General features: G+C 67.2%; 21 protein-coding genes. 17 read left to right on the top strand and 4 right to left on the bottom strand.

Features of this window, described 5'->3' with window-relative positions:
* Window positions 1-609: 609 nt before the first annotated feature.
* The 3 genes from pyk to NFW05_RS09315 are packed head-to-tail and all read left to right on the top strand — an operon-like array spanning window position 610 to window position 3,962.
* A complete protein-coding gene (pyk, locus tag NFW05_RS09325) occupies window positions 610-2,025 on the top strand; it encodes a pyruvate kinase (protein ID WP_295305450.1) in 1,416 nt (471 codons plus the stop codon).
* Between the two features lie 12 nt (window positions 2,026-2,037).
* Window positions 2,038-3,168: an HD domain-containing phosphohydrolase gene (locus tag NFW05_RS09320; RefSeq protein ID WP_295305447.1), complete on the top strand. Its 1,131-nt coding sequence runs from the start codon at window positions 2,038-2,040 to the stop codon at window positions 3,166-3,168.
* Window positions 3,165-3,962: a tRNA threonylcarbamoyladenosine dehydratase gene (locus tag NFW05_RS09315; protein ID WP_295305444.1), complete on the top strand. Its 798-nt coding sequence runs from the start codon at window positions 3,165-3,167 to the stop codon at window positions 3,960-3,962. Before NFW05_RS09320 ends, NFW05_RS09315 begins: the two co-directional genes overlap by 4 nt.
* Here NFW05_RS09315 and NFW05_RS09310 read toward each other — a convergent pair.
* A complete protein-coding gene (locus NFW05_RS09310; protein ID WP_295305441.1) occupies window positions 3,953-5,746 on the bottom strand; it encodes a diguanylate cyclase in 1,794 nt (597 codons plus the stop codon). The two genes, NFW05_RS09315 and NFW05_RS09310, sit on opposite strands and share 10 nt — an antisense overlap.
* A gap of 191 nt (window positions 5,747-5,937) precedes the next feature.
* On the opposite strand from NFW05_RS09310, the gene NFW05_RS09305 reads away from it, so the two are divergent.
* The 12 genes from NFW05_RS09305 (at window position 5,938) to NFW05_RS09250 (ending at window position 14,008) form a co-directional block, all read left to right on the top strand.
* Window positions 5,938-6,459 (top strand): GNAT family N-acetyltransferase, encoded by a 522-nt coding sequence (locus tag NFW05_RS09305; RefSeq protein WP_295305438.1) that lies wholly within the window; start codon window positions 5,938-5,940, stop codon window positions 6,457-6,459.
* Window positions 6,456-7,292 (top strand): diaminopimelate epimerase, encoded by an 837-nt coding sequence (dapF, locus tag NFW05_RS09300; protein ID WP_295305435.1) that lies wholly within the window; start codon window positions 6,456-6,458, stop codon window positions 7,290-7,292. Before NFW05_RS09305 ends, dapF begins: the two co-directional genes overlap by 4 nt.
* Entirely contained in the window at window positions 7,289-7,942 is a 654-nt protein-coding gene (locus tag NFW05_RS09295) for a DUF484 family protein (protein WP_295305432.1), read from the top strand. Before dapF ends, NFW05_RS09295 begins: the two co-directional genes overlap by 4 nt.
* Window positions 7,943-8,042: 100 nt before the next feature.
* A complete protein-coding gene (locus NFW05_RS09290) occupies window positions 8,043-8,198 on the top strand; it encodes a site-specific integrase (RefSeq protein WP_295305430.1) in 156 nt (51 codons plus the stop codon).
* A 28-nt stretch (window positions 8,199-8,226) separates the two neighbouring features.
* Window positions 8,227-9,141, top strand: a complete 915-nt coding sequence (gene xerC / locus NFW05_RS09285) for a tyrosine recombinase XerC (RefSeq protein ID WP_295305427.1) — start codon at window positions 8,227-8,229, stop codon at window positions 9,139-9,141.
* A gap of 129 nt (window positions 9,142-9,270) precedes the next feature.
* Window positions 9,271-10,644, top strand: coding sequence for an ATP-binding protein (locus NFW05_RS09280; protein ID WP_295305425.1), 1,374 nt, complete (start codon window positions 9,271-9,273; stop codon window positions 10,642-10,644).
* A 5-nt stretch (window positions 10,645-10,649) separates the two neighbouring features.
* The gene (locus NFW05_RS09275) at window positions 10,650-11,216 is read left to right on the top strand and encodes a response regulator transcription factor (RefSeq protein ID WP_295305423.1); all 567 of its coding nucleotides are present in this window, start codon (window positions 10,650-10,652) and stop codon (window positions 11,214-11,216) included.
* Complete coding sequence (locus tag NFW05_RS09270) at window positions 11,217-11,624, top strand: RNA-binding S4 domain-containing protein (RefSeq protein WP_295305421.1); 408 nt, start codon at window positions 11,217-11,219, stop codon at window positions 11,622-11,624. It begins immediately after the preceding gene.
* Window positions 11,621-11,965, top strand: a complete 345-nt coding sequence (locus tag NFW05_RS09265; protein WP_295305418.1) for a TfoX/Sxy family protein — start codon at window positions 11,621-11,623, stop codon at window positions 11,963-11,965. Before NFW05_RS09270 ends, NFW05_RS09265 begins: the two co-directional genes overlap by 4 nt.
* On the top strand, window positions 11,962-12,345 hold the full coding sequence (locus NFW05_RS09260; RefSeq protein WP_295305415.1) for a DUF2784 domain-containing protein: 384 nt from the start codon (window positions 11,962-11,964) through the stop codon (window positions 12,343-12,345). The genes NFW05_RS09265 and NFW05_RS09260 overlap by 4 nt, the downstream gene beginning before the upstream one ends.
* Before the next feature lie 236 nt (window positions 12,346-12,581).
* On the top strand, window positions 12,582-13,439 hold the full coding sequence (locus NFW05_RS09255; protein ID WP_295305412.1) for an amino acid ABC transporter substrate-binding protein: 858 nt from the start codon (window positions 12,582-12,584) through the stop codon (window positions 13,437-13,439).
* Window positions 13,440-13,597: 158 nt separating this feature from the next.
* Complete coding sequence (locus NFW05_RS09250; RefSeq protein ID WP_295305409.1) at window positions 13,598-14,008, top strand: hypothetical protein; 411 nt, start codon at window positions 13,598-13,600, stop codon at window positions 14,006-14,008.
* A 122-nt stretch (window positions 14,009-14,130) separates the two neighbouring features.
* On the opposite strand, the gene NFW05_RS09245 is transcribed toward NFW05_RS09250, so the two are convergent.
* The 3 genes from NFW05_RS09245 to NFW05_RS09235 all read right to left on the bottom strand — a co-directional run bounded on the left by NFW05_RS09245 (window position 14,131) and on the right by NFW05_RS09235 (window position 16,262).
* On the bottom strand, window positions 14,131-14,748 hold the full coding sequence (locus tag NFW05_RS09245; RefSeq protein ID WP_295305406.1) for a hemolysin III family protein: 618 nt from the start codon (window positions 14,746-14,748) through the stop codon (window positions 14,131-14,133).
* Between the two features lie 193 nt (window positions 14,749-14,941).
* Entirely contained in the window at window positions 14,942-15,673 is a 732-nt protein-coding gene (locus tag NFW05_RS09240; RefSeq protein WP_295305403.1) for a hypothetical protein, read from the bottom strand.
* A 409-nt stretch (window positions 15,674-16,082) separates the two neighbouring features.
* A complete protein-coding gene (locus NFW05_RS09235; protein ID WP_295305400.1) occupies window positions 16,083-16,262 on the bottom strand; it encodes a hypothetical protein in 180 nt (59 codons plus the stop codon).
* Window positions 16,263-17,083: 821 nt separating this feature from the next.
* Between NFW05_RS09235 and NFW05_RS09230 the strand changes: the two genes are divergently transcribed.
* Entirely contained in the window at window positions 17,084-17,806 is a 723-nt protein-coding gene (locus NFW05_RS09230; RefSeq protein WP_295305398.1) for a S4 domain-containing protein, read from the top strand.
* Window positions 17,807-17,900: 94 nt separating this feature from the next.
* On the top strand, window positions 17,901-18,788 hold the full coding sequence (locus NFW05_RS09225; protein ID WP_295305395.1) for an HDOD domain-containing protein: 888 nt from the start codon (window positions 17,901-17,903) through the stop codon (window positions 18,786-18,788).
* Window positions 18,789-18,835 lie beyond the last annotated feature (47 nt).

Genomic DNA, 18,835 nt, shown 5'->3' with positions numbered 1-18,835 from the left:
CCTCTCGCCAAAAATGCCTTCAATCCTCTGCAGTTAGCGTAGTTATATATATTTTCCGTCAGATGCTAGCAACAACCCCAGGGCATGTAAAGCGCCTCGAGAATCACCCGTTTTCTGAAACCTTCTGTACAACTTACTGCTTTTTCTAGGGAAACCATGGATTACCATGCCAAAGGGCTGGTTTCGGGCTGTCCAGCGCCATTACTTTCCCTGCTCAGCCCAGGGACATAGTGGCGCAATAGAGACACTTTTCGGCTTCCCTTCCGCGAAAGGGCACCGTTCTCCACGACCGCGAAGCGCCGCCGAACCTGCACGCCTTCGCGAAACTGGTACCGACAGGCAAGCTAACGGACTCATCAGCACGAAGTTGAGCCTTTGCATCAACAGGGCGCACACCTGGCGACGCAGACCAGGTCGCCGCGCCGTGATCCCGGCCCTCGCCCCGGGGCTCCGGGTGCTGATTGACTGACGTTGATCTGCGCCAATATACTTTTCCGATTGGCCATCGCCTTCACGGTGGCGTCTCCCCGAGCCAGGCGCCGTTTCCTGTCGCCGCCTGGCCCTGCCCGGCCGGCAAAGCCCGATAACCCTAGAACAGAGGAGTGGCCGATGCGCCGAACCAAGATCGTCGCCACCGTCGGCCCGGCGACCGCTGCCATCGGGCCGATGCGCCAGCTGCTGGAGGCTGGAGTCGATGTGGTCAGGCTCAACGCTGCGCACGCCGACATGGAGACTCACGCCAGCAACCTGCGCCAGGTCCGCGAACTGGCGCAGCTACTCGGCCGCAACATCGGCATTCTCGTCGATCTGCCCGGGCCAAAGATTCGTTCGGGGGTGATCCGCGATGGCGAAGTGACCCTCGAACGCGGCCAGGAGTTCGTCCTCACTGGGCGTGACCAGAGCGAGGGCGACGCCACACGCGTCGCGACGACCTTGCCGCGCCTCGCCGAATGGGTGCAGCCTGGCGACGACGTCTATCTCGCCGACGGAGCCATCGTGCTGCGCGTGCTGGCCAGCGATGGTCGGGACGTGCGCAGCGAGGTCGTCCGCGGCGGGCCCCTGCGCTCGCGCAAGGGGATGCACCTGCCGAGCGCCGAAGCGCACGTCGAACCGTTTACCGAGCGCGATGCCCTGGCTCTCGAAATGGCCATTGCCGCCAAGGCTGATTTCCTGGGCCTCTCGTTCGTCCGCCGGGCGGAAGACGTCGAGCTCGTGCGTGCAATGCTCCCGAAACGTGGCATCCGCCCGGCTCTCGTACCCAAGATCGAAACCGCCTCGGCGATCGACAACCTTGAAGCGATCGTCCGAGTCGCCGACGCGGTGATGGTCGCTCGCGGAGACCTCGGTATCCAGATGCCGGCGCGACGCGTGCCGCTGCTGCAGAAGGAAATCATCCGCTTCTGCAATCAGGCGGGCAAGCCGGTGATCACGGCGACGCAGATGCTCGAGTCGATGACCCGCTCGCCGCTGCCGACACGTGCCGAGGTCAATGACGTGGCCAACGCGGTGCTCGACGGAACCGACGCGCTGATGCTCTCGGAGGAAACCGCGGTCGGGCTCTTTCCGATCGAGACCGTGCGGATGATGAGCGAAGTCGCCGAATCGGCCGAGGCGTGGCCGCGCGAGCGTGTCGACCCGGTGGCCGATGCCGCCGCCGACGGGGACCGCGTGGCGTGGGCAGTCGCCCACGCCGCCGTCCAGGCCGCAGAGGACCTCGGCGTAGCCGCGATCCTCTGCCCGACGCGCAGCGGCGAGACCGCGCACCGCGTCGCCGCCTTCCGCCCACGCGTGCCGATCGCCGGGATCTCGGCCAACCCGGCGGTGCTCGGTGGACTCTCGCTGGTCTGGGGCGTACGGCCGCTGTTCGTCGCCGACAACGCCGACGGCAATGAACAGCTCCGCCTGGCGATCGCCGCCGCGCGCTCGGCAGGAATCGTTCGCGATGGCGATCTCGTCGCCTGTGTCTTCGGGTCGGCCGGGCCGCGCGCCGGGGCAACCGACAGCGTGCGAATCGTGCGCGCCTGAAGTCATCCGGTCATGGCTGCGCAGATCGCTGAAGCGCCCGACGACGCGTCGCTTGCCCCGGTCGAGATCGATCGGGAGGCCCTGCAGGATTTCCTCGACTCGCTGCACGACTCGGCCCCGTCGATCGAGCGCGACGTCGCCGGTCTGCGCAGCAACAGCAACGAGCGCGAACTCATCGGCCGCCTGTTTCGTGCGCTGCACAACATCAAGGGCGACGCGGCGATCTGTCAGATCGATCTGGCCGTGGCGCTCGTTCACCCGGTCGAGACGATCCTCGCCAGGGTCCGGCGCAACGAGCTTTCCTTCAGCGACGCGCTCGCCGAGCTGATCCTGCTGGTCGTCGACCGGCTCGAACTGGCGTTGACCCGTCTCTCGGTGGGCGAGCGACTCGCCGGCCTGCACCTGGCCTCGCTGATCGATGGTCTCGATCGGCTCGCCGAGGGGCCGACCGGAGACCTGGAAGCTCGTGTCGTCGAACTCATCGAGAAGGTGACCGGCTTCCGCCCGGCCTATGGCGACGGGACACCAGCAGCCTGCCTCGATCTCCCCGCCGGAGATGGTCGGCCGCCGGAAGTGACCGCGGATCTGCGTTTCTTCTATGCGCTGGCCAGACAATTCGAATCCCGCTCGCCGCTGTTCCGGGGACGAACGACCCGCCTGATCCGCCTGGCGCTGGAAACCAATCGTCTGGCCGGTGAGATCATCGATCCGCAGCAGCTCGAAGCGGCGGTCTATGCGCACGATATCGGCATGATGTTTCTCGCCGAGTCGGCCTGGCTGACCCCGGGCCCGCTGAGCGTCGCCGACCGCCGGCTGCTGCACGCCCACCCGGGCTGGGCGGCCGGACTGTTGTCGCGAATGGACGGGTGGTCGGGGGCTGCCGAAATGGTTCTCCAGCACCACGAGACGCCGGATGGCCAAGGCTATCCCGGAGGGTTGAGGGAGGCCGAGATTTGTCCCGGGGCCAGGCTGCTGGCGATCATCGACGCCTTCGAAGCGATCATGCTGCGCCACAATCACCGTGGACGGAACCGATCGGTCCTGCGCGCGGTCGCCGAGATCAACGCCTGCGACCTGCAGTTTGCCAGCGAATGGATCGGCCCGTTCAACCAGGTCATCCGGGCGAGCCTCGAGGCCCGATGAATGCCCCGCCCGCGACCAACGAGCGTCGCTTCGGCGGCGTCGCGCGGCTCTATGGTCAAGACGCGATCGATCGTCTGAACGACGCCCGTGTCGCCGTCGTCGGCATCGGCGGAGTCGGCTCGTGGACTGCCGAAGCACTGGCGCGTTCGGCGGTCGGCTCGCTGACCCTCGTCGACCTCGACATGATCGCCGAATCGAATGTCAATCGCCAGATTCACGCGCTCGAAGGCGAGTTCGGCAGGGCCAAGGTCACCGCGATGGCCGAGCGGATTCGTTCGATCAACCCCGCGTGCCGGGTAACCGGTATCGAGGATTTCGTCACCCGCGACAACGTCGCTGCGATCCTTCGAGACGACCTCGACTACATCGTCGATGCCACGGATCAGGTATACACGAAGGCGGCGATGATCGCTTGGGCACGCGGGGTCTCGGTTCCGCTGATCACTGCTGGGGGTGCCGGCGGCCAGACCGACCCGACGCGAATCCGGGTCGCCGACCTCGCGCAGACGATCCAGGATCCGCTCCTCTCGAGGGTGCGCGCTCTATTGCGCAGGCATCATGGATTCACCCGTGAGCCCGGGAAGCGCTTCGGCGTCACCGCCGTGTTCTCCAGCGAGCCACTGAAGCGTCCGGCTGGCGCTGACGCCTGTGCGCCGCGGGCGGCTCCGGCCGGCCTGAATTGTGCAGGCTTCGGTTCGTCGGTCTGCGTGACCGCGAGCTTCGGCCTGCACGCGGCGGGAGTGGTCCTCAATGCGCTGGTCAGCCGGTCGCCGGCCGCAGCTGCTCAAGGCTGAGCGGTGACGACCCGGTTCTTGCCGGTCGTCTTCGCCTGGTACATCGCCTGATCGGCCCGTCTGGTCACCGACGCCTGGGTGTCGCCGGCGCGCAACTCGGTCACCCCGGCGCTAAAGGTGATCAGCTGGCGGTTGTTCCCGTGCAGGAAGATCCGTCGGGTCAGCTCGCGCTGCAGGCGGACGATCGCCGTCTGCGCGTCGGCCAGCGCGGTGTCCGGGAGGACGATCAGGAATTCCTCGCCGCCGAAGCGGGCAACGGTGTCCTGCGGACGCATCGTCTCGCGGATGACCGTGGCCAGGTGGATGAGCGCCGCGTCTCCGGCGTCGTGACCGAGGGAATCGTTGAGTTTCTTGAAGTTGTCGATGTCCAGCAGGGCGACGCAGAGTGACGAGTCGCGTCGCCGCGCACGCGCCACCTCCTTTTCGAAAGCCTCCTCGAGGCCGCGCCGGTTCAGTGCGCCGGTCAGCTGGTCGTGACGAACCAGTTGGCTCGCCTGGTCGAGTTCGGCCTGCAGTCCGACGATGCGCCTGTCGGCGTCTTCGGCGCGCTTTCTAGCCGAGCGCAGTTCATCCCGCGAGCGCTGCGCGTTCAGCTGGATGATCCGGGTCTCGCGCAGCACCTCGCCGAGAACGTCCTCGAGCTGACTGATGTTCTCGGCCCGGCTGATCTTCTCGGCGCAGACCTCGATCTTGTCGTGATAGTCCGAGGTCGAGTCGGCAAACTCGGCGAGGTGGTCGACGAAACCGGCCAGGATCTGCCTCAGGCTCTCCCTGGCTTCGTTGAGGCTGTGCTTGAGCTGGCTCTGCTTGAAGATCACTTCCTTTAGCCGGATTTCCGCGTCGCCAATCGCGCGGATGTTCAGCGGCCCGGCGACTATTTCGCGAACCATGGCGATCTGTCCGGTCAGCCAGCGATCCTCGATGACCAGCTCGCCGACGTTGTCGAGCAACAGTTGCAGCAGGTGGAGCAGACCTGCGCGCAGTTCGGCCCGGTCTTCTGCGAGGATCGCCAGGCGAAAGGCAAAGCGCCTGATCCCCGAGAGAATCGCTTCGAGTGCAGCCCGCGAGCTGGCCGTACGGACCCGGTGGGCAAGCGCCAGTGCATCGGCTCTGAGATCCGGCTCATCTTCGAGCAGGCCGGCAATGAGTTCTTCAACCGCATAGGCGAAGAGGTCGCGCAGCTCGCTCGACGGAACGGTCACGCGAAGCGGAAGCGCAGCGGCCGCGTCTTCCTCGGTTACCGCCTGCCCGTCAGGCGCCGCCGGTGTCAGGGGATCGGCAAGCGTCGAGTCACCAGCGGCGACGGGATTCACCGACCAGGATCGGAGCAGACCCTGCAAGCGCTCGAACAACACCTCGGCGTTGCCCGAAGCGCCGGCGATCACCCTTTCGAGCGCTTCCCGCTTGCGCACCGGCGTCAGTCCGACCTGCTTCGCTTCCCACTGGCGGACGAGTTCGGCGAACAGGCTGCCCCAGGGCCGTTCGTGCTCCTGCCCGAGCTGTCGCACGAAATCGCCAAGTCCCCGCTGCAGCTCGTCCCAGCCCTTGCCCGAGAAGGCTCTCGCCAGGCGCCTGGCCAGCCGCTGCTCGACAGCCGACTCTTGCGGCAACGAGCCGAGCACGGCCTTCAGTTCGCGTTCCGGGTAGCCGCCGCTTCCCCCGACGGTTCCGGCGATTTCGTGGTAGATCGCCTGATAGTTCTCGGGTGACGGAGGCAGGCGCCGGGCGGCGAGCAGCCGCAAAGTTTCGCGAGCAATTTCCGAGGGATTCGAGAGGCTGGGCATGGCCATCCGCGGCGAGCGAGAGTGCCCGGATTCTAGCAGCCGAAGTGGTGCGGGCAAACCGGCCGAAGGCGGCGCGCGAGTCTTCGTTCGGCCGTGTACAATGGCGCCCACCTGCCACGGCCTCGACCACGGGCTTCGCCGGCTACCCGCCGGTGTCGCGCCGGCCGTGGCCATTGACACCGGGATCCCGCATGGCCGTTCTGATCAGCCCCGTCACCCCTGCCGACGTCGATGCCGTCGTCGCGCTGGCGCGTCGCATCTGGCAGGCGACGTATCCGGAGATCATCAGCCAGCAGCAGATCGACTACATGCTCGAACAACGCTACTCGCCGACGCACATCCTCGACGAACTGGCGACGCCGCGAATCTGGTGGGACCAGGCGCACGCCGACGGGGTGCTCAGCGGCTTCGCCTGCTCGCTGATCACCGGGAACGGCGAAATGAAGCTCGACAAGGTCTACGTCGACCCCGCGCGGCAAGGCCTGGGGATTGGGCGAAAGCTGATCGAGGCAGTCGCCTCCCGTGCCGTCGCCGACGGCTGTGCGGCGCTGATTCTGGCGGTCAACAAGCGCAACCAGCGAGCGATCGCCGCCTACCACAGGCTCGGCTTCGCGGTCAGGGATTCGGTCTGCGTCGACATCGGTGGGGGATTCGTAATGGACGACTTCATAATGGTCCGGTCACTGATCGGGCGCAGGGCCGCTTCACGATGACCGTCAGACTGAGCTTCGTCAAGATGCACGGCCTGGGCAACGACTTCGTCGTGCTCGACGGCATCCGCCAGACGGTAGCCCTCTCCGCCGGGCAACTGCGTTTCCTGGCCGATCGTCGCTTCGGTGTCGGCTGCGACCAGATCCTGCTCGTCGAAAAGCCGCGACAGGCGAATGCCGATTTCCGCTACCGGATCTTCAACGCCGACGGTGGAGAAGTCGAACAGTGCGGCAACGGAGCGCGCTGCTTCGCGCGTTTCGTATACGACCAGGGACTGACGACAAAGCGCGAGATCCGCGTCGAGACGCTGGCCGGAATCATCGTCCCGCGGATCGAGGACGATGGCACGGTCACCGTCGACATGGGGCCACCGGTGTTCACGCCGGCACTGATCCCGTTCGTCGGCTCATCGGATGCGCTCGTCCATCCATTGCTCGTCGGTGACCGGGAAGTGGCGATCACCGCCGTTGGCATCGGCAACCCACACGCCGTCCAGGTGGTCGCCGACGTCGACGCTGCACCGGTTGGCGATCTCGGTCCGCTGATCGAGGTGCATCCGCGCTTCCCCGAGCGTGTCAATGCCGGCTTCATGCAGATCGTCGACCGGCACGGTATCCGCCTGCGCGTGCATGAACGAGGAGCAGGAGAAACACTGGCCTGCGGAACCGGCGCCTGTGCGGCTGCGGTCGCCGGAATCGCCCGCGGCCTGCTCGACTCACCGGTGTGCGTCGAGACGCGCGGCGGAATGCTGACCATAGCCTGGAGTGGAGACGCTACGCCGGTCCTGATGAGCGGACCGGCGGTCGCCGTATACAAGGGAGAGATCGAGTTATGAGATCGGAAGATGTCGCGCGCTACCTGCAGGAAAATCCTCGTTTCTTCGAGGAGCACGTGGACCTGGTCGCCAGTCTGGTCGTCCCGCATCCACACGGCGGGCGAGCGATCTCGATCACCGAGAGGCAGATGCTCGCGCTGCGCGAAAGGAACCGGCAGCTCGAAGGCAAGATGAGCGAACTGCTCCAGTTCGGCGAGGAAAACGACGCGATCAGCGAGAAGATGCACCGCCTGGCCGTCGGCCTGATCGCTGCGCGCAGCTTCCAGAGCGTCCTGCATACGCTCAACTTCCACCTCCGGGACGACTTCCAGGTGCCGCATCTCGCCGTCCGTCTCTGGAAACTCCCGGACGGCACCGAAGATCTGCCCGAATTCACCGACGTCAGCCAGGAACTGCAATCCTTCGCGGAAACTCTCGCCCAGCCCTATTGTGGCTCAACCTCGGGCTTCGAGACCTCCTCGTGGTTCGGCGAGGCTTCGACACACATCCGTTCGCAGGCATTGATCGCCCTGCGCAACGGCGGCGGAACCGTCGGGCTGATCGCTCTGGGCAGCGAGGATCCCGAGCGCTTCTACGCCTCGATGGGCACGCTCTTCCTCGAACGCCTCGGGGAAATGGCTTCAGCGGCAGTCGCTCGCGCGCTACGCTGATCGTGCAGAAGAACCATCGGCACCGGGAAGTTCGCGCGCGCCGGCCGACAGCGCAACGGCTTCGCCGTGTAGCGTGCTGACTTGCCTCGAGACCAGGCCGATGCCCGCCAGCCCGCGCGCCGAAGCCATCGCCAGCTATCTCGACGAACTGGCCGGCCAACGTCGGCTTTCGGCGCACACCATCGCCAGCTACCGCCGAGATCTCGCAATGCTCGACGCGCGCGCCGGCCGACAGCGCAACGGCTTCGCCGTGTAGCGTGCTGACTTGCCTCGAGACCAGGCCGATGCCCGCCAGCCCGCGCGCCGAAGCCATCGCCAGCTATCTCGACGAACTGGCCGGCCAACGTCGGCTTTCGGCGCACACCATCGCCAGCTACCGCCGAGATCTCGCAATGCTCGACGCGCTCGCCGGCGAGTCGATCGGCGAGCGCGGCTTCAACGAACTCCAGACGGTGCATATCCGGCGTTTCGTCGCCCGCCTGCACACTCGCGGACTCGGTGGCCGCTCGCTCGGGCGGGCGCTTTCGGCCTGGCGTGGATTCTATCGCTGGCTTGGCCGGCGCGACGAGTCGGACAGCAACCCGGTGGACGACGTCCGGCCGCCGAAAAGTGCGCGGCGACTGCCGAAAGCCCTCTCGCCCGACGAAGCCGGTCGCCTGCTCTCGCGGGAGAGCGAGGACCCGCTGCAGATCCGCGACCGGGCGATGTTCGAGCTCTTCTACTCGTCGGGCCTGCGCCTCGCCGAACTCGCCGCGCTCGACATCGCCAGCCTCGAGGACATCCGGACTGGCGAGGTGCGCGTGCTCGGCAAACGCAACAAGGCGCGCATCGTTCCGGTCGGCAGCAAGGCCCGCGAAGCGGTCTCGCTGTGGGCCGAGCAGCGCCCGCTGATCGCCGTGCCCGATGAGCCGGCGCTGTTCGTCGGCCAGCGCGGGCAGCGTCTCGGCGTGCGCATGGTCCAGATTCGCCTCGCGCAGTGCGGCCTCGCCCAGGGTCTCCCGGCCCACGTCCACCCGCACATGCTGCGCCATTCGTTCGCCTCGCACGTGCTGCAGTCATCGGGAGACCTGCGCGCCGTGCAGGAGATGCTCGGCCACGCGAGCATCTCCTCGACCCAGGTCTACACCCATCTCGACTTCCAGCACCTGGCGGCGGTTTACGACCAGGCGCATCCGCGAGCGCGGCGCAAGGACGAGTGAGCGGTCGTCAACAAGTCGTCGTGATCCGGCCCGAGCGCACACCGCGACCGATTGCCGCAGCGCGGACCGCGGATCGAGGCTGCGCGTAGAATCGCAGACAGCGAATCCTCCGGATCAAGCAACCGCGCCATGCCCGACCTCCGGCTCGAACCCTCGCAGGCCGTCTCGCCGCAACGGGCCAATCCCTTGCTGCGCCTGCTCAGCCTGCGACGCATCGAAGTACTGACTCAGGCGGTGGTGCTGCTCCTCGCCGTCGCCTGGCTGCGCATCCCGCTGCACGTCGTGCCGATGATGCTGGTCATCGTCCTGCTCGCCGCGGCCAACCTGGCCACTCAGTGGCGGGTGAATCGCGGCGGGCCGCCGAGCGACCGCGAGATCCTCGCCCAGTTGTCGGTCGACGTCGGCGCCCTGGCACTGCTCCTGTACTTCGCCGGCGGTCCGGCGAACCCCTTCGTTTCGCTCTTCCTGCTTCCCCCGACTCTGGCGTCGGCAATGCTGCCCGCCAGGCATGCCTGGGCGATGGCGGCGATGACGCTCGTCGCCTACAGCTTCCTGATCTTCTGGAGCCTGCCTCTGCCGCCGCCGCAGGTCGATCTGAGCCGGTTCGACGCTCTGCTCGCGCGCGCTACCGCGGGAGCCGGTGGGCCCGCCGGGCACGGCAGCAGCTTCGCGCTGCACGTGCTCGGCATGTGGCTGAACTTCGTGATCAGCGTCGGCATCGTCGTCTATTTCCTGACGCGGATGGCCGCAGCCCTGAAGCAACGCGAGCGCGAACTCGCCACGGCGCGCGAATCGGTGCTCCGGCAGGAGCAGATTCTCTCGCTCGGCACGCTCGCCGCGGGTGCCGCACATCAGCTCGGGACACCGCTGGCGACGATGGCCGTGGTCATCCGCGAGATAGAACTCAACCACCCGCGGAACGGTGACCTCCACGAAGACCTGTCGCTGCTGCGCAGACAGGTGGACCGCTGCAAGCAGACGATCTCGCAGATCCTCGCCTCGACCGGACGCGCGCGCGAAGAGGATCTCGGCGGGATGGCCCTTGACGCCTACCTGCAGCGGATGCTCGACGAGTGGCAGCTGATTCGCCCGCAGGCGCGGGTCGAAACGACGCTGACCGGCAGCCACCCGGCGCCGATCGTCTTGCCCGACCGCACGCTCGAGCAGGCGATTCTCAATCTGCTCGACAACGCCGCCGACGCCAATGGCGAGCACCCCGAGGCGTTGCGCTTCTCGGCCGTCTGGGAAGCCGACGCGTGCCGGATCGACATTCTCGACCACGGTCCGGGACTCCCGACGAGCGGGGCGCCGGTCCCCGGACAGCCCTTCTTCAGCACCAAGCCGGTCAGCCGGGATAAACCTGGCGGACTGGGCATCGGCCTGTTCCTGAGCAACGCGACCGTCGAGCGCTTCGGGGGCAAGGTCGAACTGTTCGAGCGGAGAGAACCGTCCGGGGGAACCTGCACCCGTATCACCCTGCCGCTCAACCGACTGAAGAGGTGACCACCTTGGCTCAGACCGAAACTCCGACTGCTGACGACGAGCGATCGACGCTGCTGCTCGTCGACGATGACGACGCCTTCCGCCGTGTCCTCGCGCGGGCGCTCGAGCGCCGTGGCTACTCGGTCAGCGTCGCTGCTTCGGTCGAGTCGGCGATCGGCAAGGCCGAGGCGCAGCCCCCCGAGTTCGCCGTCGTCGACCTGAAAATGCCCGGCCAGTCGGGCCTGGTGCTGATCGAGAAGCTGATCGAACTCGATCCGAACACGCGCGTCGTGATGCTCACCGGCTACGCAAGCATTGCCACGGCGATCGAGGCGATCAAGCTCGGCGCGGTCCATTACCTGGCCAAGCCATGCGACGCCGACGAAATCGTCGCCGCGTTGCACCGCGACAGCGAGGGAGACCCGACGATGCCGGTCTCCGGCTCGCCGCTCTCGGTGGACCGCCTCGAGTGGGAACACATCCAGCGGGTCCTTGCCGAAAACCATGGCAACGTCTCGGCGACGGCCCGGGCCCTGCGAATGCACCGCCGTACGTTGCAGCGCAAACTCGGCAAGCGGCCGACGCGGGAGTGAATGATGAACGACGACGATCAGGGCGGGCAGACCTCCCAGCGGGTGGACAAGTGGCTGTGGGCGGCGCGCTTCTACCGCACGAGGTCGCTCGCCGCCGAGGCGATCGGCGCCGGCCACGTCAGGCTCGGCGGTCAGGTCGTCAAGGCGTCCCGCGAACTGCGGCTTGGCGACGTCGTCGAGATCAACATCGGCGAGCTTGCCTGGTGCGTCGTCGTCCGCGGCTTCAACGAGCAGCGCCGGCCGGCTCCCGAGGCACGACAGCTTTATCGGGAGACCGACGAAAGCAGCATCCGGCGCAGCGCGCTGCGCGAAGAAAGGCGGCTCGCTCCGACGCCCGGAGCCGACCTTCGTGGCCGGCCGACCAAGCGGGCACGACGCCTGATCCGAAGCTTCAGCGACGGCCCGTGACGACCGACCCACCGAGCAGCGACGAGCACGCCGAGCCGCGAGACCACCAGCGGAACGCCGATCCTCTGGCTCGGCTGCCCAACCTCGGCCCGCGCTCATCGCGGATGCTCGCGCGGGCCGGTATTCATACCGTCGGGCAATTGCAGGATCTCGGCTCGGTCGCCGCCTACCTCAGGGTCAGACAGGTCGACGGCAGGGCCAGCCTGAACCTGCTCTGGGCGCTCGAGGGCGTGCTGGCCGGAATGTCCTGGCGCGAAGTCGCGCGCACGAGGCGGACGAGCCTGCTGCTCGCACTCGACATGCACCAGGTCGAAGCGGCGGGGCGCGAGCCTCGGTCGTGAGCTACCGGCTGCTCGCCGACGCGGTCGTCGTCGCCCATCTGCTGTTCATCCTCTTCGTCGTCTTCGGCGGACTGCTCGTTCTGCGCTGGCCGCGGCTGGCGCTGGCGCACCTGCCCGCAGCCTGCTGGGGGGCACTGATCGAAGTCGGTGGCTGGATCTGCCCGCTGACCCCGCTCGAGAACGGTCTCCGCGAGGCAGCCGGTGAAGCCGGCTACCCGGGCAGCTTCATCGCCCGTTACCTGCTGCCGGTGATCTACCCCGCCGGGCTCACCCGCGAGTTGCAGTTCGTCCTCGCTGCCGTCGTCGTTGCCGTCAACCTCGCCGTCTACGCAGAGTTGCTGCGCCGGTGGGGCGCCCGGCGCTCCGGCGAAGGCCGGTGACGCCTTCGCCGATCACCGGCAGGCTCGACCTGCAAGGCCGGTTGCCGAGGCATTCGCTGACGCCGAGCGAAACGGTTGTCGAGCGCGACAGGCCGCTGATGCGCTTGCTGCTGCCGGCGATTGACCCTCACGCCACGGGTGCGAGATACTCCGGCCGGCCGACGCGGGCAGCCGCGTAGCTGCCGCTCGATTGGTTCGTGACCCCCCTGAGCCGTTCTCACCCCGGAGACTCGCCCATGTTGCGCATAGCCTCTCTCTTCTTCGTGCTCCTCGCCGCCGGCGGGATCGTCAATGCCCAGACTCTCGACGGTCGCCTCAGGAAGATCGCCGACACGAAATCGATCGCCATCGCCTACCGTAGCGACGCGACGCCGTTCTCGTACACCGACGACCGGCAGCAGCCGATCGGCTATACGATCGACATCTGCAAGCGCGTCGTGGCGTCGCTCGAGAATCAGCTCGGTGTCCAGGGTCTCCAGGTCAAGTGGGTGCCGGTCACCAGCCAGAACCGTTTCGATGCCGTCGCCAGCGGCCAGGCAGACATGGAATGCGGGGCCAGCACGGTGACGTTGTCGCGAATGAAAGTGGTCGACTTCTCGAACTACACGTTCATCGAGAGCACCGGACTGCTCACCACCCAGAAGAGCGGGCTACGCTCACTGGCTGACCTGGCCGGCAAGCGGATCGGCGTGGTCAGCGGCACGACCAACGAACGTGCGGTCAACGAGCTCGACAGGCGCCGCGCACTGAAAATGACCGTGGTTCCGCTGCAGACGCGCGAAGAGGCAATCGCCGCGCTCGAGGATGGCCGGGTAGACGCCTACGCGAGCGACAAACTCCTGCTCCTCGGCGCCGGCCTCAAGGCGAAACACCCGAGGAGCCTGGTGATCCTGCCCGACGACCTGTCGATCGAGCCGTATGCGATCGCCCTGCCACGCGGCGACGCAGGGATGCGTCTGGCCGTCAACACCGGGCTCGCCCAGATCTACCGCGACGGCGAGATCGGGCCGATCTTCGGCAAGTGGTTCGGCGCGCTCGGTGAACCAGCGGCTCTGCAGCAGGCGGTGTTCATTTTCGGAGCGCTGTCCGAATAGCCTCGGCCTGCGCACATCCCGTCACGAGCGGTTGGTCGAGCGATACACGGTCTTACACGGCTATTGACATCTCCCGAGATGACCGGGCGTTAATCGGCACAAGGCGCTGCAATCGGGTGGCGCCCCAAACCGATCCACACCATCGAAGGAGATTCGCCATGACCAGAATCCTGACCGCCCTGCTGCTTTCCGCCGGCCTCGTGACCGCTTCGTTCGCCCAGGGAACGACGACGCCACCCTCTCCGGCCACTCCCGCCCCGGCGGCCAAGGTAGCGGCCCCGACGAGCCCGGCAACCGAGAAGAAGGCTGAAGCTCCCGGCACCGTCGAGCCGGGCAAAGCTGACACCACCAAGGCAACCCAGGCGACCAAGCCCGTCGTCAAGGGAGAAACGACCAAATCCGAAGTCGTGAAGGCGTCGCATCCGGTCAGCGGCGAGACGACAAAGCCGGAAGCGAAGGGTGGCAAGCACCCTGAACAGGTCCGCAAGCACACGCCGAAAGCCAAGCCGGCGACGAGCGAAGTTCAGGCGCCCGTGAAGAGCGAGTCCACCACCCCGGCCAGCAAGTAAGCTGCCCTCCGCCAACTGGAGACCCCCGGCGCGCCCGTGCCGGGGGGCCGGCCGCGCTTACCGCCCGCCAACAAGCGCCTCGCCGACCGCCTGCCTCACCCGCCCGTCGGCCCGTGGGCCACTCATACGACGTACCGGATAATCGCGAAGTAGTGCGCTGCACTGCCGCCGAGCACGAACAGATGCCAGATTCCGTGCGCATGGGTGAGACGCGCATCGAGCGCATAGAACGCGATGCCCGCCGTGTACAGGACGCCGCCGACCGCAACCCAGAGGAAGCCGGCCACGCCGAGCTCACGCAGCAGCGGAATCAGCGCCACCAGCACGACCCAGCCCATGACGACGTAGATCACCACCGAAAGAATCCTTTTCTCGCTGCGCAGCCAGAATTCCTGGATGCTGCCGACGATCGCCAGCCCCCAGACGATCCCGAACAGCGACCAGCCCCAGGGCCCGCGCAGGGTCACCAGGCAGAACGGCGTGTAGCTCCCGGCGATCAGCAGGTAAATGCCTTGATGATCGAGCCTCTGCAGGATTTCCTTGGCGCGACCACGAAAGCTGTGATAAAGGGTCGACAGTGAGTAGAGCAGGACCAGCGTTGCCCCGTAGATTGAAACGCTGACCACCTTCCACGGATCGCCGGCTTGCGCCGCGACGACGATCAGGACGATCGCTCCGGCGAGTGCGAGGACGGCACCGACGAGATGGGTCCACGCGTTGAGTCTCTCTCCGTGGTACATGGCGATTGGCCTCAGCCCGCCGCTCGCGCGGAGGGTCTGCCGGACATGGGACCCGCGATCCCGGCGCCGTTCTCGTCGACTTTCCGGGAGCATTCATGGCCATTGCCGGGCCAGTGCCAGAGTGCCTGCGCGGGCGGGATGTCCGCGCGCGCCCGTGATCCTGCTCTGCCCGCGACGGCCAGCTGGCCGGTTCTCAGCCTCTCGAACACTCGAAGTACCCTTGCCGGGGGCTCGCTTGCGGGCACCAGGTAGCCATATTGACCAGGTAGGCATCCTTCCGTCGCTCTCGGGCCTTGCCCAGCAATTTCTCTGCCTGCACCCGATCGGTGATCGTCGCGACGCTTCGGTACGAGCCCTGCCGAAGGTAGATTGCCGCATTCGGCAACCCAAGCCGGGCGGCCATCGTTCCGGTTTCGTACCTGGCCGCATCGAGACTGGAGTCGGCCCCGAATACGACTCCCCAAATGACCGCCGAGCCCGCCGCAGATTGCAGCTTCTGCACCAGAGGAGCGTTGCCCGCGACGCTCGAGGCGAGCGAGTCCTGGACGCTCGCGGCACTGGAGCCGAGCTGCGCATTGAGCTCTTCGAGTTTAGCGAGATCCGCCCGAACCCCGGCATTGGCGACCTCGGGCTTGATCTGCCCGAGAACCTTGCCGAGCCTGTCGTTCTGATCCCTGAGGTCGGCGATCATTGCCTGGGCCTTGAGCAGCGCGTCGTCGGACTCGCCAAGCTTGGCCTTCCACTTGAGTCCCGCAAAGCTGCCTTCCTCGAAACCGGCCTCGACGAGAATCCTGTTGACCGTCTCTGGCCATCCAATCAGCAGCAGGGCGATCAGCAGGAGCATCGCGTCCCTGAGCATGGCCACCAGATCCTTGCCGACGGCCACGAGCGCCGAGATCGAGAAACCGCTGTTCTGCTCCCCCATCCTCTTTCTCCAGTCCATCGCCACGGCGCCAGATCCGCCGGCGATCGACAGGCGATCGACAGGCGATCATCGGGCGTGCTCCGCACGACAAACAGCCGAGTGCCGCGAGCACGCATTGTAACGTCCTGATGGCCCGGTTCAGGATCCCTGCGCCCGGAACGCCGGAGCCGAGCGCCGGCAAGCCTCCGCCACGGGCTATCGGTGATCCGCCGCCAGACGTCGATTGGACCGCCAGCGCTGGCGAGCGGTTCGCCGGCAGTCGTCCTCAGCGGTCTCGGCACCGGCTCTGCCCGCTGTCCAGAACTTCGCCGGTCGTGTCGAGGAACGACCATCGGTACGCGTCATCGGCGAGTTCCAGTTCCCGCACGCCCCAACGACCAGCGATCAGCTTCTCGGAGTGACGGCGCGTCTACAGCGGCCGGCGATCCGGATCAGCTCCGCCGGTCCCCACGGTGAAGCTGCGGACGCCGTCACGCGGATCGGCTGTCCCGTCGGCGGCGAGTGGCGCGAATCGCTCGTAGAGGTGGTCATGGCCGCTGAGAACGACGCTGACCCGCCCGGTGGCCAGCGTCTGCCAGAGCCCATCCATCGATCGATGGTCACCGCCTTCGCCCGAACTGAAGCGAGGCAGGTGAGCGAAAGCCAGCCGGCAGCAAGGGGACTGACAAACCCTTCCGCGGCGGACGGCTATCTGTCTGCCTCGCCGCCCTGACGGACGAAGCGCCGAAGCGGGCAGGTTATCGCATACACTAACGCGGTCGATCCAGGAAGACGCTTCCGATGTCCCGAGCCACGCTGAAGCTGCCACCCCGAACACCCGCCGGCGACCCGAGCCGTCCGACCGGCAAACCCACCCGCAAGCCGATTCGCGGCGGCCCGTCGGGTGCCCGACCGGCCGGCCGGCAAACGGGCTCGACAGCGCAGTCCGCGGAAAAGCCGGCGCTGCCGGGGCATACCGGTCACGGCACGCGCGTGACGAGGGACAAGACCCCGCCAACGCCGCAAGACGCTGCTGGCCTGCGCCCCGGAGCAAGCGCGCGAAAAGCCGGCAGCACGACACCGCCGTCTCCCCGGGCACGCAGGCCACACGACAGCGCTGTGCATGCGGCCGCCGAACCGGGCGCGAGCGACGCACCGGCAGGACGCGCGGTCAACAACGTTCGGAATCCTCCCGGGCAAGCGACCGGGCAAGCCAGTGGCAGATCGGATGCGCAGGGCGCGCGGCATTTCGAACGCCAAGGGAGCGACAAGCCCGCTCGCGCGGCCGCGCCTGGACGCGCGAAGGGGGAGCGGTCACCAACCCGCTCGGCCGAAACCGGGGATCGCACCCGCGCCGACCGCCCTGCAGGCCCGGGCAAGACAGCCGCCGTGCGTGCGGGAGAGAGGCCGCGCGAACTCTTGTCCGCGGAGTTGCCGCGACTCTCGAGCCTGGTCAGGCAGATCACCCACTGCTCCCGGCGCGAAGCCGACGAATGGATCGAGAATGGCTGGGTGGCGGTCAACGGAGTCACTGTCAACCGGCTCGGCGCACGCGCGAGCCCGCAGGCGACGATCACCATCGACGAGTCGCTCCGCTGGCAACGAAACAGACCGGTGACCGTCGTCCACCACCGACCCGTTGGCGGTGCTCAGACCGCGAGCACCGCCGGACGCGACCCAGTCAGCGCGCTGCAGCCCGACCGGCAATGGCGCAGCGAAGGCGGAACGACACGTCTTTCAGCCGCGGGGCTGCACGGACTGAGCTGTGTCGCCGACCTCGCCGAAGACGAGGTCGGTATGACCGTTTTCACGCGTGAGCCAGGCGTTGCCCGCCTCCTGCTCGGCCGCGCCCCCCGCGTCGAGAAGGAGTACCACGTGCGCGTCGAGGGCGAGCTGTCGGCGGAACGGATCGAGTTCCTCCAACGAACGCTGTTGCCGGGCCAGCCTGGGTCTACAGTCCCGAGGGTGTCGTTCTTGCAGGAGGATCTGCTGCGCGTCGTCGTGCGTGACAACAGCCAGCGGCAGATCCAGCTGGGTTGCGCACAGGTGGGCCTGCGCGTGATCGAAGCCAGGCGCGTGCGGATCGGTGGGGTGGCGCTCGGCAAGGTCCCGGCCGGATGCTGGCGCTTCCTGCGCGCCGACGAGCGCTTCTGAGTCGCAACGGCCTGGTTGCCTCGCGACCGGGCGGCGGGTGGCACGATCGCCAGCGAACGGCTTTCGCCGTCGAGCTGCGGACGAGGGGAACTTGATGGTCGATCAGAAGGCGCGCATGGACGTCGGCGGCTGGCTCCTCTCTCTCGACAGGGAAAGCATTCCGGTTCTCCGGCAGACGGCGCGGCGCCTCGATGAGGTCCGGCGAAACGTGGCACGGATCGGCGGACGGGAGATCGCCGGCATCGTCCAGCAGGACCCGTTGCTTGCCGCCAGGGTTCTCGCCTCGATCCAGACGGCTGTTCCCGGCCGGCTGCGCAGCGACATCACCAGCGTGACCAGTGCGGTGATGCTGATCGGGGTTGAACCCTTCCTCCGAAGATTCGCCGATCTGCCGACAGTCGAAGGCCTGTTCGGTGGTCAGCGGCCGGCGCTGCTCAGCGCCCTCCAACTCATCCTGCGCGCGCAACGTGCTTCGCGCTACGCCCACGAGTGGGCGATCCATCGTTACGACCTGAATGCCGAGGAGGTCGCCCTCGCCGCGCTGCTCCACGACCTCGCCGAAATCCTGCTCGGCTGCCTCGCGCCGGAATTGATGACCGAAGTCCGCCGGCGCCAGCGAGACTGGGACCGATCGCGAGGCGAGCGTGCCGAGCAGCAGGTGCTCGGTTTGCGGCTGGCCGAACTGCAACTCGCCCTGTGCCAGGCCTGGCACCTCCCCGAATTGCTGATCACGCTGATCGACGAGCGCAACGCGGAGCATGCCAGGGCGCGGGTCGTCCACTACGCCGTCCGTTTTGCTCGTCACTCGATCAGCGGGTGGACGGAGCCCAACCTTGGCGAAGACCTCGAGGCCGTCGAGCGACTGCTGAACCTCGGCCGCGAGGCGCTGATCGACCGACTGGCGCTACCCGCGGAGCTGGTCCCCGGGCTGCTCGGCGAAGCCAGGACTGCCGCCCGAAGCACCCCGCGCCAGAAGTTGTGAAGAAATCCTTACGAGCTGGCCGATGGTCCAGGCGTCAGGGAAGGGAC

This window comes from Accumulibacter sp. (assembly GCF_023806625.1).
Classification (GTDB): domain Bacteria; phylum Pseudomonadota; class Gammaproteobacteria; order Burkholderiales; family Rhodocyclaceae; genus Accumulibacter.
This window is presented reverse-complemented; position numbering and strand designations above follow the sequence as displayed.

Excerpts from the sequence above, each read along its gene's own strand:
- NFW05_RS09250 (WP_295305409.1), top strand. The coding sequence starts at position 13,598 with ATGACCAGAATCCTGACCGCCCTGCTGCTTTCCGCCGGCCTCGTGACC.
- xerC (WP_295305427.1), top strand. The coding sequence starts at position 8,227 with ATGCCCGCCAGCCCGCGCGCCGAAGCCATCGCCAGCTATCTCGACGAA.
- NFW05_RS09245 (WP_295305406.1), bottom strand. The coding sequence starts at position 14,748 with ATGTACCACGGAGAGAGACTCAACGCGTGGACCCATCTCGTCGGTGCC.
- NFW05_RS09270 (WP_295305421.1), top strand. The coding sequence starts at position 11,217 with ATGATGAACGACGACGATCAGGGCGGGCAGACCTCCCAGCGGGTGGAC.
- NFW05_RS09310 (WP_295305441.1), bottom strand. The coding sequence starts at position 5,746 with ATGCCCAGCCTCTCGAATCCCTCGGAAATTGCTCGCGAAACTTTGCGG.
- pyk (WP_295305450.1), top strand. The coding sequence starts at position 610 with ATGCGCCGAACCAAGATCGTCGCCACCGTCGGCCCGGCGACCGCTGCC.
- NFW05_RS09315 (WP_295305444.1), top strand. The coding sequence starts at position 3,165 with ATGAATGCCCCGCCCGCGACCAACGAGCGTCGCTTCGGCGGCGTCGCG.
- NFW05_RS09290 (WP_295305430.1), top strand. The coding sequence starts at position 8,043 with ATGCCCGCCAGCCCGCGCGCCGAAGCCATCGCCAGCTATCTCGACGAA.
- dapF (WP_295305435.1), top strand. The coding sequence starts at position 6,456 with ATGACCGTCAGACTGAGCTTCGTCAAGATGCACGGCCTGGGCAACGAC.
- NFW05_RS09280 (WP_295305425.1), top strand. The coding sequence starts at position 9,271 with ATGCCCGACCTCCGGCTCGAACCCTCGCAGGCCGTCTCGCCGCAACGG.
- NFW05_RS09225 (WP_295305395.1), top strand. The coding sequence starts at position 17,901 with ATGGTCGATCAGAAGGCGCGCATGGACGTCGGCGGCTGGCTCCTCTCT.
- NFW05_RS09305 (WP_295305438.1), top strand. The coding sequence starts at position 5,938 with ATGGCCGTTCTGATCAGCCCCGTCACCCCTGCCGACGTCGATGCCGTC.
- NFW05_RS09320 (WP_295305447.1), top strand. The coding sequence starts at position 2,038 with ATGGCTGCGCAGATCGCTGAAGCGCCCGACGACGCGTCGCTTGCCCCG.
- NFW05_RS09235 (WP_295305400.1), bottom strand. The coding sequence starts at position 16,262 with ATGGATGGGCTCTGGCAGACGCTGGCCACCGGGCGGGTCAGCGTCGTT.
- NFW05_RS09255 (WP_295305412.1), top strand. The coding sequence starts at position 12,582 with ATGTTGCGCATAGCCTCTCTCTTCTTCGTGCTCCTCGCCGCCGGCGGG.
- NFW05_RS09295 (WP_295305432.1), top strand. The coding sequence starts at position 7,289 with ATGAGATCGGAAGATGTCGCGCGCTACCTGCAGGAAAATCCTCGTTTC.
- NFW05_RS09240 (WP_295305403.1), bottom strand. The coding sequence starts at position 15,673 with ATGGGGGAGCAGAACAGCGGTTTCTCGATCTCGGCGCTCGTGGCCGTC.